15 protein-coding genes are annotated in these 16,446 nt (G+C 59.2%); 5 read left to right on the top strand and 10 right to left on the bottom strand.

What is annotated here, in order from left to right; genetic code table 11:
• Positions 1-57: 57 nt before the first annotated feature.
• Positions 58-1,308 (top strand): 6-phosphofructokinase, encoded by a 1,251-nt coding sequence (locus tag VOI35_RS07950; protein WP_407275527.1) that lies wholly within the window; start codon positions 58-60, stop codon positions 1,306-1,308.
• Between the two features lie 2 nt (positions 1,309-1,310).
• Here VOI35_RS07950 and VOI35_RS07945 read toward each other — a convergent pair whose 3' ends face one another.
• Positions 1,311-1,925, bottom strand: a complete 615-nt coding sequence (locus VOI35_RS07945) for a phosphatase PAP2 family protein (RefSeq protein ID WP_407275526.1) — start codon at positions 1,923-1,925, stop codon at positions 1,311-1,313.
• Positions 1,922-2,524 (bottom strand): DUF4337 domain-containing protein, encoded by a 603-nt coding sequence (locus tag VOI35_RS07940; protein ID WP_407275525.1) that lies wholly within the window; start codon positions 2,522-2,524, stop codon positions 1,922-1,924. Before VOI35_RS07940 ends, VOI35_RS07945 begins: the two co-directional genes overlap by 4 nt.
• Positions 2,525-2,716: 192 nt before the next feature.
• Here VOI35_RS07940 and VOI35_RS07935 point away from each other — a divergent pair, with 192 nt between their 5' ends.
• Positions 2,717-3,421 (top strand): flagellar brake protein, encoded by a 705-nt coding sequence (locus VOI35_RS07935; RefSeq protein WP_407275524.1) that lies wholly within the window; start codon positions 2,717-2,719, stop codon positions 3,419-3,421.
• Positions 3,422-3,543: 122 nt separating this feature from the next.
• Here the strand turns inward: VOI35_RS07935 and VOI35_RS07930 are convergent, their stop codons facing one another.
• The 4 genes from VOI35_RS07930 to moaD all read right to left on the bottom strand — a co-directional run bounded on the left by VOI35_RS07930 (position 3,544) and on the right by moaD (position 5,740).
• Positions 3,544-4,437, bottom strand: coding sequence for a D-hexose-6-phosphate mutarotase (locus VOI35_RS07930; RefSeq protein ID WP_407275523.1), 894 nt, complete (start codon positions 4,435-4,437; stop codon positions 3,544-3,546).
• Between the two features lie 188 nt (positions 4,438-4,625).
• Complete coding sequence (locus tag VOI35_RS07925; RefSeq protein WP_407275522.1) at positions 4,626-4,937, bottom strand: isoamylase early set domain-containing protein; 312 nt, start codon at positions 4,935-4,937, stop codon at positions 4,626-4,628.
• Between the two features lie 204 nt (positions 4,938-5,141).
• Positions 5,142-5,489, bottom strand: a complete 348-nt coding sequence (locus tag VOI35_RS07920; protein ID WP_407275521.1) for a hypothetical protein — start codon at positions 5,487-5,489, stop codon at positions 5,142-5,144.
• 23 nt (positions 5,490-5,512) lie between these two features.
• A complete protein-coding gene (gene moaD / locus VOI35_RS07915; protein ID WP_407275520.1) occupies positions 5,513-5,740 on the bottom strand; it encodes a molybdopterin converting factor subunit 1 in 228 nt (75 codons plus the stop codon).
• Positions 5,741-6,070: 330 nt separating this feature from the next.
• Between moaD and VOI35_RS07910 the strand changes: the two genes are divergently transcribed.
• The 3 genes from VOI35_RS07910 to VOI35_RS07900 are packed head-to-tail and all read left to right on the top strand — an operon-like array spanning position 6,071 to position 9,857.
• Positions 6,071-8,458 carry an AsmA family protein gene (locus VOI35_RS07910; RefSeq protein WP_407275519.1) on the top strand — a complete coding sequence of 796 codons (2,388 nt, stop codon included), beginning with the start codon at positions 6,071-6,073 and terminating at the stop codon, positions 8,456-8,458.
• Positions 8,455-9,528: an A/G-specific adenine glycosylase gene (gene mutY, locus VOI35_RS07905; protein ID WP_407275518.1), complete on the top strand. Its 1,074-nt coding sequence runs from the start codon at positions 8,455-8,457 to the stop codon at positions 9,526-9,528. The genes VOI35_RS07910 and mutY overlap by 4 nt, the downstream gene beginning before the upstream one ends.
• A 44-nt stretch (positions 9,529-9,572) precedes the next feature.
• The gene (locus VOI35_RS07900; RefSeq protein ID WP_407276818.1) at positions 9,573-9,857 is read left to right on the top strand and encodes an oxidative damage protection protein; all 285 of its coding nucleotides are present in this window, start codon (positions 9,573-9,575) and stop codon (positions 9,855-9,857) included.
• On the opposite strand, the gene pgaD is transcribed toward VOI35_RS07900, so the two are convergent.
• The 4 genes from pgaD to pgaA are packed head-to-tail and all read right to left on the bottom strand — an operon-like array spanning position 9,854 to position 16,366.
• Entirely contained in the window at positions 9,854-10,393 is a 540-nt protein-coding gene (gene pgaD / locus VOI35_RS07895) for a poly-beta-1,6-N-acetyl-D-glucosamine biosynthesis protein PgaD (protein ID WP_407275517.1), read from the bottom strand. The two genes, VOI35_RS07900 and pgaD, sit on opposite strands and share 4 nt — an antisense overlap.
• Complete coding sequence (gene pgaC / locus VOI35_RS07890; protein ID WP_407275516.1) at positions 10,390-11,730, bottom strand: poly-beta-1,6-N-acetyl-D-glucosamine synthase; 1,341 nt, start codon at positions 11,728-11,730, stop codon at positions 10,390-10,392. The genes pgaD and pgaC overlap by 4 nt, the downstream gene beginning before the upstream one ends.
• Positions 11,727-13,859: a poly-beta-1,6-N-acetyl-D-glucosamine N-deacetylase PgaB gene (gene pgaB, locus VOI35_RS07885; RefSeq protein ID WP_407275515.1), complete on the bottom strand. Its 2,133-nt coding sequence runs from the start codon at positions 13,857-13,859 to the stop codon at positions 11,727-11,729. Before pgaB ends, pgaC begins: the two co-directional genes overlap by 4 nt.
• Positions 13,859-16,366 (bottom strand): poly-beta-1,6 N-acetyl-D-glucosamine export porin PgaA, encoded by a 2,508-nt coding sequence (pgaA, locus tag VOI35_RS07880; RefSeq protein WP_407275514.1) that lies wholly within the window; start codon positions 16,364-16,366, stop codon positions 13,859-13,861. Before pgaA ends, pgaB begins: the two co-directional genes overlap by 1 nt.
• Positions 16,367-16,446 lie beyond the last annotated feature (80 nt).

Genomic DNA, 16,446 nt, shown 5'->3' with positions numbered 1-16,446 from the left:
ATGATAGCCGTCACAATTGCGGCGCTCGTTTGCTCAAGGAGTTAGGGGGTGATGAGGATGGCGCGGAATTTGTTGTACGCCCAATCCGGCGGGGTGACGGCCGTAATCAATGCCAGTGCCTGCGGGGTGATTGAGACCGCGCGCCGGCATCCGGATGCCTTTGCCCGCGTGTTCGCCGCCGAGGAGGGGATTCTCGGCGTGCTGCGGGAGTCGCTGCTGGATCTCTCGCAGGAATCGGCCTCGGAAATCGCCGCGTTGCGGCATACTCCGGGCGGTGCGTTTGGTTCGTGTCGTGCGGATTTGGGGGATCCCCAGCATCAGCGGGCGCAGTATGATCGGGTGCTTGCGGTATTGCGCGCGCATGACATTGGCACCTTTGTCTATAACGGCGGCGGCGGATCGATGCTGACCGCGGCCAATCTCGCCCGCTATGCCCGTTCGATGGGCGAGCCCTTGACCGTGATTGGTGTGCCGAAAACCATTGACAACGATCTGCCCCACACCGATACCAGTCCAGGGTTTGGTTCGGCCGCAAAATATATTGTGACCAGTGTGCGCGAAGCGGCGCTGGATCTTGCGTCCATGTCCGGCAGTTCGACCAAGGTGTTCATTACGGAAGTGATGGGTCGCCATGCCGGCTGGCTGGCGGCCGTGGCGGGGTTGGCCTTTTCATCGGATGACAGCCCGCTGTTGATCTTGCTGCCTGAGATCCGGTTTGACCGCAATGCCTTTGTGACGGCTTTGAAGCGGGTCGTTGAACGACATGGCTATGCTGTTGTGGTCGTGGCGGAAGGATTGTTGTGTGAAGATCAGTCCTTTTGCGCGCAGGCGGCGGTCAGTGAAATTTTTGGTCATGAACAGTTGGGCGGCATGGCGCCACAACTGGCGCAATTAACGCGCGCATTGGGATTGAAAACCCATTGGGCGGTATCGGATTATTTTCAGCGCTCGGCGCGTCATCTCGCCTCGCGGGTCGATGTTGAACAAGCGTACGCCTGTGGCGCCGCCGCCGTGCGTTACGCCATGGAGGGCATGACGGATGTGATGGTCGCCATCGAGCGCACGAGCGACGAACCCTATTTGTGGACGCTCAAGCCGGTGGCGCTGGATTCCGTGGCGGATGTCGAACTGTCGGTGCCGGCGGACTATATCCGCGCCGATGGATTCGGCATCACAGAGGCGGCACGGCGCTATTTGCTCCCGTTGATTCAGGGGGAAGATATTCCGCCATTCCGCCATGGGCTGCCGGTGTTTGCCGAATTGGCGCGGGTGCGCGTGCCGCCGCGTTTGCCGGGCTGGAGGGAATGAGTTTATTCCTGCGGATCCCGGGTCGGCGGCAGAATATCGTCGCGTGGACAAACAAGATGCAGAACGCTGGTGACCACCATAACACAAAAGATCCCAAGCAGCGCGCCACCGAGGACATCCGCCGGAAAATGCGCGCCAACGGCAATGCGTGACCAGGCGACCCAGAATGCCAGCCCGATCAGTCCCCATCGAATCGGCATGGCGGCACCGGGGCTGAGGCTGAAGAGCAGCAGAAATACGAAGGTACTGTGTCCTGAGGGGAAACTGTGATGAAGCTCGGGACGCCCGACCACATGCACCCAAGATTCACCCAGCGCGCTTAAGGGGCGCGGAAAGTCCAGTGCTGGTTTGAGTTGGGCGATGATCAGCCAACTTAGCAAATACGACCAAACAAATACCAAGAGTCGATCTGGTTTGATCCAAGCCGGTTTTCGGTAAGCAATCGTCAGCGCTACGGCGAGATACACCGGAAACCAGCGATGATCGCCTATGAAGGTGCCGGCTGCGGCAAGTGCATCTTTACCCGGCCATTGAGCGTGGTTCAACCACAGGAACAGGGCTTCGTTGGCACCATGCCATTGATAGAGCCAGGAGTCACGCAGTGCCGTGAGCGTCATGCCATGGCACTCAAGGCGAGCCCCCACAGGCCGATGCCTACTGCGGCGCTGCCCAGGCCGAGAAAGAACAGCCAGCGCCGACCGGTCAGTGCCGTGATGGATGCCAGCGAGATGGCGATCTGGAAGAAAATCATCGCAATTTCCAAGTGATGATGCGGGCGGTTGAGGCGCGCGGCTTCCTCATTGGCCTCGGTCGATTCTTTCTCCAGGCTGTTGGCGCGGGCTTTAATTTCGCCTTTTTGCGCCTCGTACTTGGCAATCTTGGCCTTGAAATCCGCCGTCTTTTCCGGTGAGGCCAAGACCAGCGCCATTTCCATCAAATGGGATTTCGTGCTGACCGCCTGATAGTAATTCCATTCATCCGTCGCCTTGGTTTTCTTCAGGACGGCATCATTCTTATAGAGCAAGACTTCGTTCATGAGGTTGCTGCCCTGATAACTCACCATCGCGCCCAGCGCGGCAAGAATGGCGGTGAAAATGGCAACCCACTGGTTGAGAGAGTGCTTCTTGGTTGTCGGTTCGCTGGCATGCTCATCGGCGTGCGCCGCGTGATGCACCGCATCGTCATGGGGGGCATGGGTGTGAAGGCCGTGACTCATAGGGGATAGCCGGTTCGTTGGGGGAAAGAGTGGGTTGGCATTCTAAAGTAACCAGCCACCCCATGAGGCGACATTTTCTGCAATTGGCGTGGCATCGTGGACGATAACGATCTTTCCAAGTCTTGGTTTGCCCGTTATCCTGCCGCTTCTTTTTTGCCAATCTCATGCGCGATTCGACCGGGAAGCCTGACCATGCAGCCCACTGATGACATCATTACCGTGCAAACGCCGCGGGTGATTGACAAGATCATCGCGCGACACTTTGAGCAACGCGGACATTTCCAGTTAATCCCGGAAGGCGATGAATCCTTTCAGGCGCCGGTGAGTATGGTGGCCAATGATCCAGAGCGTCGGCGGTTTCTGGTCGATCAACCGCCGGAGCTGGTGCGGCGTCATTTATCGCTGGCGCCTCGGGTGCGCGTTCAGGCACTGATTGATCAGTTGGTCTCTTGGTTCTATGTGGAGACGCTGCGCGAAAAGATCGAAGGGACGGATCGCTACTATGAATTGCCTTACCCCGCGATGCTCGAACGCTTGCAGCGCCGCAGCGTGTTCCGGGTGGGGATTCCGCCAGATATTACGGCCTCGATCGCCTTTGTGCAGCCAACGACCAGTACGGTTTGGCTGGGGCGGATTGATGATCTGTCGGCCGCCGGATGTGCCATGGCGCTCCGACCTGATCAGGCGATTGGGTTGGCTGAAGGGGTTCAGCTCGCGCCCGTGAAGATTCGCATTGAGGGGATGGTGGATCTTTCCGTGCAGATGATCATCCGCAACCAGCGTATCGTGGCCAAGGGGGAATGGATTTTCGGCGCGGAGTTCATGAACCTGTCGCCGCTTGATGCCCAGCAACTGGATCGGGCAGTGATGCGGTTGCAGCGGTTGATGCTGGGTTAAACCATCTGTTTCGCGGTGTGCGCCAGAAACGGTTTTTCTAATCAATGGATTGTGTTGTTTTCGCGTTGGGCGGTTCTTGCCCAAAACGAGGCGCGCTGATTCAATCTGCGCGCCCCTAGCGCTTAGCTCATGTGTCGTACAGACAGGGTTGTTCCCAGGATCTTGCGCTCGCCCGGCGCCACGCTGATGGTGTCGTCTGCGGCATTGACGGCTTCGACGCACACCATCACCCGCGATTCTTCCGGGCGCATCCCGGCGGGCACTTGTTCGTCCGGGTTCCAAACCACGGTGGAATGGCTGCCCTCTTTGGCGACGACAATCACGCGATTGAACTCGGTGTCCTCCACTTCGACGGTGTGGGTGGTGCCAAAGTAAATTCGATCCAGTGCCCCGCTGATGGTAATGACATCGTCTTGCGGGGTGCGGGCAAACCCATTGAGTTTGTCGAGATAAAAGCCGCCTTCGAGTCCGCGAATAATCACGCTGCGGGTGTCGCCAATATGCAGATAGGTATGCAGACCCTGGGTGATGCCGAGGGGGGCGTTGCCGGTGTTGTGGGTGACCAGTTGCACGCGCAATTCCTGGCCGATGTGCATCAGCACATCCAGTTCGAAAGCATGTGGCCAGATTGCACGGGTGTCCGGCGAATCGGTCAGGCGCCAGTGCAGGCTGAGGATGCCTTCCGTGCTGCGCTGGGCACCGATGAGCTGCCAATCCCGGGTGCGGACAAACCCGTGCGCCATGTTGAGAGTCGGGTGATTACCGAACCAGGGCCAGCAGATGGGTATGCCGCCACGAACCGATTTTCCTGTTTCATAGGTGGGCGCCTCGGCGCACCAAACGACCGCCTTCTGTTCGCTTTTGGGGCGCCATTCGATCAGTTGTGCCCCTTGCACCGCGATGCGCGCCTCGGCGAGTGGGGTGTCGATGATGGCGAGAACCAGGGCGTCTTGCTGAATGAAGCGCAGGCCGGCAACTTGGTCGAAACGGGTTTGGAGTTGGTTCAGGAGGGACATACGGGAATCATTCCTTGTTGATGAATCGGGAAAATTTAAGAGTCAGACGAAGCTAGCGAAGAACCAAGCCGGGGCAGCGGCTCAATGCCTCCGGCGACCGGGTTCACGAGGAAGCCCGCGCCTTTATTGAGCGGAATTTTGAAGCTCAACCGGAACCAGTCCGCAGGCGGCGCGTGCTGGATGCAAGTTCAGGTGTGCACCACGCTGTTCTGCTCGTTGCCGAAAGGCGTGGGGGTGTAGGCATCCGCCGCTTCGTCGTTCTGCCAGCGGGTGCCGTCCACGAGGTAGCGAAACTGGAAAGCTTGCTCAACGGGCAAATCCACCGTAATGCTGAAGCTGCCGTCTGTCTTGGCCTGTTTCAATGGGTGAGAATCTTCTGACCATTCGTTGAAGTCACCGACCAGCATCACTTGCTTTGCGCCCTGGGTAGCATGGGCGGGTAGGGTGAAGGTGACTTTGCATACGGGACGGGTTTTCAGGGGTTTTTTGGTGAGAGACATATCCATTTCTCCAGTTGATGCGACCAGGGGGCTGAGGCGACCAAAAGATCTGAGGGATCGAGACGATGCGCCCATCAATGATTCCGTTTTAACGCATTTGTCTGACAGAATCATCACAAAAAAACTGCAGTGAGGCAATGAACGGGGCGAAAGTGGTCGCTTGGTATTGGGTGGAAAAATTCCCTTTTTCCTCTGCGCGCGCCTTCAGATTTTTTTGGCGGTTGTTGCCTCGGTTTGCGCCAGGATTTGACGGATCAACCGACCCTCGTTAATCAGCCCGAGGGTGACGAACAGCAGGAGCAGCAAGATCAAGCCCCCGACGGTGAGAAACAGAATCGGCGCGATGACGGCGAGCAAAGTCAGCGTTGCGGAATCCGGTGAGGGCATCTGAACGAGCTGAATGACGGACTGGGGGTTGACGAGCAGCGGCTGCTTGATGAATACCCAGCCGTAAAACCCGAGCGTGAGCAGAGCCACGAGTCCAGCGATGGCGGGCCAGCGTCGAATGAAGCGTAAGCGGCGGGTCAGGATTTGTTGCTGTTGCGCGTCCATGAGAAACCCCTCAGTTTGCCGGATCAACCGCCGGTTACGGGGGGGAAGAAAGCGACCTCATCCCCCGGCTGAAGTGGATGATCGAAGCCGACATATTCATGATTCACTGCGGCCAGAATGTTTGCCGGTCGGGGGCTGGATGCAACTGCCTGCCAAGCATCGGCTACGGTGGCTGGGGTCTGTGCAAGCTGCACTTCTTCTTGATTGAAGCGTTCGCGGAGGCTGGCAAAAAATTTGATGGTGACCGTCATAGGCTCAGGAGATTCGGCTGGGCGGCTATGGTGAGCCACTCGGTATAAGATAGGCTCGACATTGTCTGCTAAAGTCGCCCGCATTTAAAGATGGTTCTGTCGTGGCACGAGCAGGGAGTTGAAAAAGGGCTTTCCTGCCCTTTTTCAACTCGGCGAACCGCGTCGCATGTCCGAACTAGCCTAGAAAGACCAATCACTTAGTGTGGTTGATCTTCGTGCAAGCCATCCATGGTTTGCCTTAACAGTCCGTTGAAAACAGTTTTTCAACGGACTGCTAGGCGGCGGCATTTTTCGTCTCAAATGAAGGCGGCTTTTGAGCAGGAGGCAGCAATGATTTGGGTTAAACGCATGCTATTGGCCGTGCTGTTGTTACTGGTTTTGTTGGTGATCGCCGCCGGGGTGTTTCTTGCGACGGTCAATCCAAATGATTACAAACAGCAGATTGCCGCGCTGGTGCAGGAAAAAACCGGCCGGATCGTGCAGTTCAATGGCCCGATTCATGTGAGCGTTTTCCCCTGGTTGGGGGTGCGGTTGGAATCGGTTGCGATGAGCAACGCGCCGGGGTTTTCTCCCGATCAGATGGTTGAGGCGAAAACGATCGAAGCCAAGGCGGCGTTCTGGCCACTGCTGAAGGGGCAGTTTGTCGTGGGCAAACTGGTGCTCGATGGGGCGGTGATCCATCTGGCCAGAAATCGCGCGGGTGTGACGAACTGGGCGGATTTGCTGGCACGCCCCGCATCGAAGGCGCCCCCGGTAACGGCAGCCGCATCGCCGTCGGCTCCTTCTGCACTGGCGTTGACGGTGGGTGGGGTCGAGATTCGTCATGCGACGCTGGATTGGCAGGATGCGGCGACCGGGCAGCAGGTGGCGATTTCATCCTTGGATGCGATGGTCGGTGCGTTGGCTCCGGGGGCGGTGACGCCCGTATCGTTGCAGGCGGACTATCGTCTGGTGGCGGCGAAATTGGGGGAATTGGGCGGTTCGGTGCGCCTGTCCGCGCAGGTTTCCCTGCCCGGCGGGGCTGAACTGCGGGCGGATCAAGTCTCGGTGGATGCGGCCTTGAATCAGGTGGGCGGTGCCTATCCGGCGCAGCTGCCTCGGGTTGTACAACTGCAATGGCAAAGCCCGTCGATGACGGTGGACTGGCTGAAGACCTTGGCTCGCGTGCCGCAATTTACCCTGGATGCCAGTTTTGAGCGCGGGTTCGGTTTGACGCGGGTCAGTGCTCAGCTCAGCGGTGAGGTGCAGGCTGACTGGGGCGGGGGGCAGTACATTGCCCGTGGTTTAAAAGTCAATGGCGTCATTCAGGGGCTGGCAACCCACACGGGAGAAATCAATCTGGCCGCGCAGGGCGCTGCCCTGGTCGATTGGCCCGCAGGTAAGGCTTCATTGAGCAATTGGCAGATCCGTTCCTCGCCGCTGTCGGTGACGACTTCGCTGACGATGACCGGGTTCGGTGGCGCGCTGCATGTGGATGGCCCGGTGACGGTCGCGCCATTTAACCCGCGCGAACTGGCGGTTGCCTGGAAGTATCGTGTGCCGTCGATGGCCTCGGACAAGGCGCTGACCGAATGCGCACTGACGGGACAAGTCGCCATCACGCCCCAGCAGGCCATGCTGAATCAGCTCCAGTTCTCGCTGGATGGCCAAACCCTGACCGGGCAAATCGGCGTGGCCGATTTGGCCACAGGAAAATTGTGGGCTCGGTTGGCGGGCGGGGCATGGAATTTGTCTCCCTATCTGCCGCCGCCTTCGTCCTCCGAGAACAAGACGCCGGATAAGTCCGCCGGTGCCGAGGGTGCCCGGGAATCGTCGATTTCGCCGGTGGCCGTGAATCAGACACCCATCCCGTTGCCGGTCGAGCCCTTGCGCCGACTGAATCTGGATGCGCGGTTGGCGTTGGATAAGGTGGCTTTGCGCGATGTCACGCTGGGGCAATTTGTGCTGGCGGCGCAGACAGCGAACGGCCTGCTGCGGGTCACGCAGCTGGATTTCAACGCCTTCGACGGCGCGGTGAAAACTGCTGGGGCGCTGGATGTTCGCGCGGCGCAGCCGGCCTATCAATTGAATGTGACGGCCAACCACATTGCGTTGCAGCCGGCCTTGAAGGCCGTGATGCATGAAGATCGCCTGATGGGCACGGGGGATGTCAGCGCCGCGCTCACGAGTCAGGGTGGCACGGTCGGGCAGCTGCTAGAAAATCTGGGCGGGAATGGCCGTTTTTCATTGGCAAACGGCAAAGTCAAAGGGGTCGATCTCGGGTACATGCTCCGTGCGGCGCAAGCGCGTCTGCAGGGGGAGACGGCGCCGGTTCCGGCCGAGCAATCGACGGATTTTTCCAACCTTGGTGGCACTGTGCAGATCGCTCGGGGAATTGTTCGTAATGAGGATTTGACGGGCGCCTCGCCGCTGCTGCGGGTGGCGGGCAAAGGTTCGGTCGATCTGCCCCGGCAGGTGTTGGACTATCTCTTGAATGTGGTGGTGGTCAACACCGCAACCGGCCAAGGCGGCAAGGCGCTCGACAAACTCCGGCAATTGACGGTGCCGATCAAGATCACCGGAACATTCGCCCAGCCCAAATTTGGCATTGATATGGCTGCGGTCATGAAAGATCAGGCCAAGCAGCGTCTGGAAAACCGGGTGAATCAGGAACTCGACAAACGCTTGGGGCCGGGTGCGGCGCCGGTGCAAAATCTGCTGAAAGGGCTGGGGTTGTGACGGCGTCACCCGCGTTCGCGGATCGGCTGCTGCGCTGGTTCGATGCGCATGGCCGGCACGATCTGCCCTGGCAAAACCCGCGGACACCGTATCGGGTGTGGGTTTCGGAAATCATGCTGCAGCAAACCCAGGTTAACACCGTTAAAGCCTATTTCGAACGCTTCATGGCACGCTTCCCAACACTGGAGGCGCTGGCGGCGGCACCGCTGGATGCGGTGCTCGCCCAGTGGGCGGGTTTGGGCTACTACGCGCGTGCGCGGCATCTGCATGCGGCCGCCCGGGTGATGGTGGCGCAGGGGATTCCCGATACCCTAGCCTGCTGGTTGGCGCTGCCGGGCGTGGGGGCTTCGACGGCGGCGGCAATCATGGCGCAGGCTTTTGATGAGCCGGCGACGATTCTCGATGGCAATGTCAAACGGGTGATGGCGCGTCATGCCGGAATTGACACGCCGATCGAGCAGGCCGCGACCATCCATCGGCTATACGATTGCGCCCGAGCCTATACCCCGGCCTACCGCAGTGCCGATTACACCCAGGCCATCATGGATCTGGGGGCGACGCTGTGTACGCGCAGTCAGCCGCAATGTAGTGATTGTCCGGTGTCTGCCGACTGTGTCGCCTGGCAGGAAGGGCGGGTCGATGAATTGCCGGCACGCCGTGTTCGTCGATCATTGCCGGTGCGCACGACCACTTTTCTGGCCTTGTTTGATGCCGACGAGCGGATCTGGCTGACCCGCCGTCCGTCCGTTGGTCTATGGGGCGGATTGTGGTGCCTACCGGAGTGTCGGGTGAGCGCCGATCATGGTTTGCCTGCAGCAGGGGAATCCATATCGCCTGTCTGCGCGAACGCAACCGCTGCCGTGCCTTGGGCGCAGTTCGCCCACCGCTTTACGCATTTTGAATTGCGGGCATCCGTCCGGAAAACCACCAAGGCAGACTCGGTCGGTTTAGCCGACGATGGGGCTTGGTTCGAGGTAAACCGTTTGCTGGCTGCGCGGGATATCGGCTTGCCGAAACCGATTCAGACGCTATTGGCCGCGAATTTTCCGCCCAATGAATCGATTCATTGAAGCGCGGTTGCGGCCGGATTGAACTGGGTGAGAGGAGAAAAATGATGACTGAGCGCACCGTGTTCTGTGCCCGTTTGCAGTGTGAAGCCAAGGGGCTCAACAAGCCGCCCTATCCGGGCGCGCTGGGGCAGCGTATTTTTGAGCAGGTTTCCGAGGCGGCGTGGCTGGCCTGGCGCGGCCACCAGACGATGCTGATCAATGAATACCGCCTGTCGCCGATCGACCCCAAGGCGCGCAAATTCCTCGAAGAAGAAATGCAGAAATTCCTGTTCGGCGGCGGCGAGCTGGCCGCCGTGGCCGGATATGTGGCTCCGGCCTCTCCGGACTAATCGTTAGTTGGGTGATTTGGGGATGGCCTGGGGTTTTCGTTGAATGCCCGGGCGCCGCTGGCCGTGACTCGGGTGATGTGTCCGTCTTCGGCAAAGTGGAAGATGAGATGCGCGCTGCCTTGCGCGAGTTGCACCGACTCTCGAGGAAGGTGAAACGCCTGGGCGATCTCTTCCGCCCCGACGGGCTTGGGCGCGTTGCGCCGATCCATGCCACGAAAGCGCAGCCAGTTGTAAACGGCCCAGAAGACAAAGAGCAAACCGGCCAGCAGGATGATCAACGAATACAGTGTTAAGGTCGCAAGGGTTTTCCCGGGTTCTGCCAGCACGAAAATATCCAGCCGTTGATAACCAAACCACCAGGCCAGCAGCGCGCCCAGCGGGAGCAGCATATAAATCCACAGCGCCCAGCCCACGGTGGCGATTAGCGTCAGAACGCCCCGCTTGGCGACGGGAACCAGATCGTGCCGCTGAATGAGTTCCGGAATGCGCGGCCATTCGTCGGACGGGGTGCTTTGACTGTTTTGAGCCTGATTCATAGCTTACCGGCCTCGTTGGCATCATCCAGCGGTGCGCGAACTCCCCGGTCGGGGCTGGTCCAGCGCGCCCTCCGCTGGTGCCTTTTCAACAGAGTTTTGGGGACGGCGACGATCGTGGTGAGCCAGATTAGCAACCAAAACGCCAGTGGGTACCAGATGATCCAGAAGTAATTGCGCAGAAAGCGTTTCTTGGGTTCGTATCGCCGGTCGATATACATGCTGACCCCGAATTGCGCCAAGGCGGTGAGCCCAAGAATCACGCCGTTCCACTGGGGTAGTAAGGTATTAACCTGCCAGGCTGGCGGCAGGGGCATGACGAGGCCGATGAAATACAGCACGATGATCAGCAACATGACATACGCCCAGGTCACGGAGGCGAGATACTCCAGGGCAACCGCCCAAAACCGCCGCCGCCGCCAGATCAGCAAATTCCGACCATGTTTCAGAAGCACTTCCACCCCACCTTGCGCCCAGCGCAGGCGTTGGCGCCACAGCCCCTTGAAGGTTTCTGGCATGTAGATGTAGCACAGCGCATCGGGCTCGTAACGAATATCCCAATGATCCATCTGCAAGCGCCAGGAAATATCGATGTCTTCGGTGATCATGTGTTCAGACCAGTAACCGATCCGGTGCAGCGCGGTTCGGCGATACCCGGCGATGACGCCGGAAACAGTAAACAGCCGGCCATAGACTCGCTGGGCGCGTTTCATCAGCCCGATGATCGAGGAAAATTCGCCCACCTGCAGTTTGCCGAGCAGGGTGGAGCGGTTGATGATGCGCGGATTGCCCGTGACGGCGCCTACCCGTTGCCCGGTTGCGAAATGCGACATGATCCAGGCGACGGCCTTGGGATGCAGTAAGGCATCGCCATCAATGCACACGAGAAATTCATGTCGGGCGGCAATCGCGCCCGCGCGCAGCGCCATCGCCTTGCCCTGATTGGTGGCCAGGTGGATCACCCGCAAGCGGGGATGCTGGGCGGCTAGGGCATCGAGGAGCGCCCCGGTGCGATCGGACGAACCATCATTGATGGCAATGACTTCAAAGTCCGGGTATTCGGTTGCCAGCGCGTAATGAATCGTCTGGTGGAGGTTATCTTCCTCGTTGAAACAGGGGATCAGGATGCTCGCGGCGGGGTATTCGCGCACCGGCGGAGGGAATTCGGGGCCGAGATCATGTTTGTTCTCCCAGCGGTGGTAATACCACAGCCCGCCGATGATCCACATCCACGCCATGACCAATGGGTAGAAGAAGGCGTAAGCGAACAGCGCGTCCCGCAAGCTGCCGGTGCTGGCGATTATGACGGTCTGTACCGTGAGGATGAGAGATTCAATCATGGGGTTTTGGGTGCAAAAGCGGGGAAATCATTGAGGCTCATGCCCTCGTAGGTCGTCCTCAGTGGCGGATGGTTGCCCAGAAAATCATCCGGGTAGTAGGCTAGATTGACTCCGCCATGCCGGATCAATAGCTGCATCCAGGCTTTGAGGGTGTGGCCATCGATCCATTGATTGGTCGCCCAGTTTTTGGTTTGCAGTTCAAACACGACTTTTTTCAGCCCATCCGGATGCTGGGCAACCGCGGCAATCAGTTGTCTCAGCCAGGTTTCCGGCGCTTCGCTGGTGCCATCGAGATACGGCATGGCCATCAACGCCACGCGATCATAGGCCGCAATGAACGGGTCGAGCGCCTGGGCAAAACGGGCTTCGGCAGCGGGGTCGAGTACGACGCGAGCGTACAGATTGCGTGCCGTGTAAAACGGATTGCTGACATTGCTGTAATAACGCAGGCGTTGGGTGAGGGCTTTGCCGAAATCAATTAGCGCCTGAGTTTTTTCCCGTGGGCTGAGCGGCTGGCCGCTGAGTGGCCGATCGGTGCCGGGCCAACGCGCCTCGGGCATGGTCACGCTGGCATCTTCGTCTTCGGCGAGATACGCATCGTCGTGAAACAAAACGCCAAAAATGCCCGTGTTGTTTTTCCCCAAGTCGGCGTACAACTGGCCGATGAGGGCGAGGGATTCCGGCAGGAACGGGCTTAGGCGGGCATAGTCGCGCTGTGCCGGAACCCGCTCGCCTTGGGCATCTTTGATCTTGACGCTCAGGGCGGCCTGCTGTTTGGCGTCGGGCAGATGAAAGGCCAGCATCGGCATCCAGGCAAGCACCTGCACACCGGCGCGGGTTTGCAGTTGCCAGGCGACCCGGTTGAACAAATCGGCGCGCATCGGCAGCACGGTATTCGGGAAATAGACGGCGCTCGGCGTACCGGTGCCCTGGGGATCGGCAAAGGCTTGCAGATAGACCGTGCGGATTTTCAGCGCCAGGATTCGATCCAGCAGATGCCCGAGATTGATATCGGTTTGTTTGGGGTCGGGGTCGAAGATGTAGTCGAGATCGACTTGTACCGCGCGTTCCGGTTCCGGACGAGGCGTGATAGACGCGGACACCTGCGCTTCGACATCGACCGGCTGCGGATCATCACTCAGCAGTAGACGGCCGTAGCGTTTTGTAGATTCCATCGTGTTGTTGAGCGTGGCATCTCCGAGGCCAAACGAAATTCCGAGTCCCACGCTGGCGGCGATCTCGATCGCTTCCTGATTGGCCGCGCCATACGGCCAGACAATGCTGCGGGGGGTGCAGCCGGTGTGTTTCGCGATGAGCGCGCGGCTGTAGGTGAGATCGTCGAACAGCCGCCGGTGATATTCCGCATCGGTTTCGTAGCGTTTTAACGGTTTGAGGTACTGACGGGTAATGCAGGCTGGTTCCACATTGCCCTGCGGGTTGGCCAGAATCCCGTGGTGCTGGTCGTGGGTGTGCGAGGCATATTCGACCAGCCCGGACGCGTACATTTCGCGCAGTTGCGCCCAGGTGACAAAGTTTTTGGCACTAAATTCCTGCTTGCCTTCGTAATTGACCTTGAACGGCTCTTTGATGTTGCTGGCCGCTGCGGCCTGTGCCTGATCGATTTTCTCGCCTTCGGTCAGATTCGCGGCGCCGGCTACTTCGGCCTCGTAATTGATTTTTTTGCCTTCGGTGACGGCCGTGATCCAGCCGGTCTCGATGGCGAACAGCGCAGGGTAGCGATAGGCGAGGAGCAGGGGATAGACATGGGTATAGGCACTGGCCAGCCCGTCATCCCAAGAGAGCAGCACCGCGTTATCCGGCAAGGGGCGGGTTCCGGTGTGAGCATCGAGGATCTGTTGCAGGGAAACCGGATGCCAGTCGTTGGCCTTGATCCAGTCAAACAGTTGCGCCAGATGATCGGTACTGATGGCGTAAGGATCGGGATGAGCACCCAGTTCAGCAGGGGTGCGGACATCATGCATGCACAGCACGGCAAACTGCCCGCGCGGAATTTGCAGCGTAATCAGCGGCTGTCTGTCGAGGACGGCGGCCGCACCGGCTTCGCCAGGCGCCACAACACTCACGCAGAGCGAACCCAGCATTGAACGCAAAAAAGACCGACGATCCATCAAAACACGCCTCCAAATCCGATCAGTCCGTAGAGCCGTCCTTCTCGCCCCCCGTCATAGACATTGCTCCCCCAGCCGACGCCGTAGTGCAGATCCCAGGTTCGGCTGAGCTGCCATTTGTGTTCGTAGAACAGATCGACCGTGGGTGCCCCCCCAAAGCCATCTTGCCAGCCGTAGCCGGGGGAAATCTTGAAGTACTGAGTCAATGAGCGGTCGTAATGTCGCCAGGTGATCCACTGATGTTCCAGCCGGAGATTGATGCTCTGGCTATTGGCCGGATTGAAATAATCGCCGCCGGGCTGGGTGTTGTGTTCGGCAAACAGATCGACCCCGAGGCTGGTGATGTGGTGCGGGCTCGCCCAGACGCGCTGGGTGGCGCCGGCGGAGAAGTCGATGCGTTTGTTGCCATCGGAAATGTCCAGCGCGGACAACCCGACATAGGCTTCGCGCGATTCACTTTGCCGCCAGATGACATTGGCGGTGACGGATTTACCGCTATAGCCCGCCCGCTTGGCGCGCAACGGCGTCTGGATCGAATAGGTATCGGCCGTGAGGCGGTATTGCCACTGATCGTCGAGCCATTGTGACCAGCCTAGACTGAGGCCAACATGCTGTCCCGTCAGCTGGTCATTCGAAAGCATTGTCCAGAAGTGCCGACGATCATGTTGCCATTCGGCGCCAATCCCGAGGCGATTGAAGCTGATCGGCCCCTCGTCATAACTTGACCAGATCCAGTGATGCTGGATGAATCCGCGCCAATTGCCGATCCAGGGGCTGTTCAGACGGGTGAGCCATTCCTGATCACGGTTGCCGGTGACGGGGTTGGCGACGGTGCTGTTGCCCCGGCTTTTCCCGGTGGTGTATTCAGAACTGATCGAAGGGTCGCGGCGATCCTGCCAGGCCAGCCATTGTTTTTTGATGGACTGATCTTTGGGGAATAGTGCATACAGCTCGTTGATTTCTGTCCCCCAGCGGGCATTCCAGCCCAGATCCCGATAATTTTGCGCCAGATTCAGCCGGGTGCCCTGCGACTGTGGGGAATAGGCTTGCGCGAGTTGCGTGGTTTTCAGGGATTGTTCGGGCCAGCCGCGCCAGTTTTCCAGCGTAGCCAAGGTGTTGATGCTGCCGGTGTTGAAGGGCGCGGCATTCATCAGCGCCCGACCGCGTTGTTCGGCCAAGGCGGGGTCATTGCGATAGGCCGGATCCATGACCCAGGCCTGATCAATATCCATGCGTTCCCAGTTGGGTGAACGGACGGTGCCGCGTTCCCATTCTGGGGTGACGCGATGAAGCGTTTGCAACAAAGCCTCTCCTTTCGCGTAGTCCTCCGCATCCAAGTAGGCGTAGTACAGGCTGAGATAAACCGCGACATCGGATCCGGGATTTTGCTGCACCACACTTTCTAGCAGGCGAATTGCCTCTTGCGGCTGTTTTTCGGCATCGTAGGCTTCGGCTGCGGCGGTGCGGACATAGGCTGGGATGTCGCGCAAGGTTTGCTCGGATGCGGTGCGTGGGGCTTGCGGTAACGCCTCAAACTCGGCAATGGCCTGCTTCCATAACCGTAACTCGCGCAGCACGAAAATTTCGTCGTAGCGGGTGGACAGTTGCAGCCGAGGATTATCGGCAAAGGCGATTCGATTGGCTTGCAGCTGCTTGAGCGCGTTTTGCAGCGGAATATCGCGTTCGGCAAAACGGTGCGCCCGATCCAGCCGTTTGCGTTCATCGTACGCCGCGCGGACGGTTTCCGTGACCACCGACGCCTGGAGCTGCTGCCGTTCCGGGTGGCTGAACCAGTCCCGATGCTTCAGCGCCAGCTGCTCCGCCTTGAACGCGGCATGCAGGGCGGATAACGAAAAAACTTGCTCGCGAATCGCCCAACGATTGTTGGGATCAGCCTGCAGCGCCTGATCAGTCAGCCGGATGGCCGTTTCTGGCCGCCCAGCGAGCCGGTACACATAAGCCATATTGGCTAGGTTGGTGGGGGTCAGCCCAGGCATCTGCGCATCAGGCAGTGCTGCAATGGCGGCGGGAAACTGCCCTCCTTCGGCCAGAATCATGGCATAGAGAATTTTGCCCTCCGTTGGCAGGCTAGTGGCACTAGGGGCAAGAACGGCGGCCGCGCGGTCAAACTGTTTTTCATCGCGCAGTGCCTGCGCCCAATCCATCCAGGCGTAGTTGGGGATATCGAGGGGATTTTTGTGCGCGGTGAGCTGGCTGATGGCTTGGTTCTGACCGGCGCGACGCAATAACACGATGAGATCGGCGGTAATCCAGGGGTCTGTCGGATGGGCGGCGGCCAACGCTTGCAACCGTTGGATGCCCGCGCTGATCTGGCCGGATTTCGCGAGATCAACCGCCTGCCAGCGTTGCTGTTGCAGCGCCGGGAGATCGGGGGGGATAACGGGCAACGCGAATGCCGTGTCGAGGCTGAGCAGGCCAAGGCATCCAATCAGAAAACCCAGCTGCGCCCGCGGTAAGCGGCGAATGGAAGGTTTTATGCGATTCACCCCTCGCCGCGTCAAAATTTGACAGTAATTTTTCATGGACTGGTTAAAAATTGACAAGAATTAATAAATTTCTAATGAAA

Origin of the sequence: Halothiobacillus sp. DCM-1 (assembly GCF_045689735.1) — a bacterium.
GTDB lineage: Bacteria > Pseudomonadota > Gammaproteobacteria > Halothiobacillales > Halothiobacillaceae > Halothiobacillus.
The sequence above is the reverse complement of the archived record's forward strand: the minus strand, read 5'-3'. Positions and strand labels throughout refer to the sequence as shown.

Bases quoted from the DNA above. Each gene is read 5' to 3' on its own strand.
- VOI35_RS07910 (WP_407275519.1), top strand. From the start codon at position 6,071: ATGATTTGGGTTAAACGCATGCTATTGGCCGTGCTGTTGTTACTGGTT.
- pgaC (WP_407275516.1), bottom strand. From the start codon at position 11,730: ATGATTGAATCTCTCATCCTCACGGTACAGACCGTCATAATCGCCAGC.
- VOI35_RS07925 (WP_407275522.1), bottom strand. From the start codon at position 4,937: ATGTCTCTCACCAAAAAACCCCTGAAAACCCGTCCCGTATGCAAAGTC.
- VOI35_RS07930 (WP_407275523.1), bottom strand. From the start codon at position 4,437: ATGTCCCTCCTGAACCAACTCCAAACCCGTTTCGACCAAGTTGCCGGC.
- moaD (WP_407275520.1), bottom strand. From the start codon at position 5,740: ATGACGGTCACCATCAAATTTTTTGCCAGCCTCCGCGAACGCTTCAAT.
- pgaB (WP_407275515.1), bottom strand. From the start codon at position 13,859: ATGGATCGTCGGTCTTTTTTGCGTTCAATGCTGGGTTCGCTCTGCGTG.
- VOI35_RS07950 (WP_407275527.1), top strand. From the start codon at position 58: ATGGCGCGGAATTTGTTGTACGCCCAATCCGGCGGGGTGACGGCCGTA.
- VOI35_RS07900 (WP_407276818.1), top strand. From the start codon at position 9,573: ATGACTGAGCGCACCGTGTTCTGTGCCCGTTTGCAGTGTGAAGCCAAG.
- VOI35_RS07940 (WP_407275525.1), bottom strand. From the start codon at position 2,524: ATGAGTCACGGCCTTCACACCCATGCCCCCCATGACGATGCGGTGCAT.
- VOI35_RS07935 (WP_407275524.1), top strand. From the start codon at position 2,717: ATGCAGCCCACTGATGACATCATTACCGTGCAAACGCCGCGGGTGATT.
- pgaD (WP_407275517.1), bottom strand. From the start codon at position 10,393: ATGAATCAGGCTCAAAACAGTCAAAGCACCCCGTCCGACGAATGGCCG.
- VOI35_RS07920 (WP_407275521.1), bottom strand. From the start codon at position 5,489: ATGGACGCGCAACAGCAACAAATCCTGACCCGCCGCTTACGCTTCATT.
- VOI35_RS07945 (WP_407275526.1), bottom strand. From the start codon at position 1,925: ATGACGCTCACGGCACTGCGTGACTCCTGGCTCTATCAATGGCATGGT.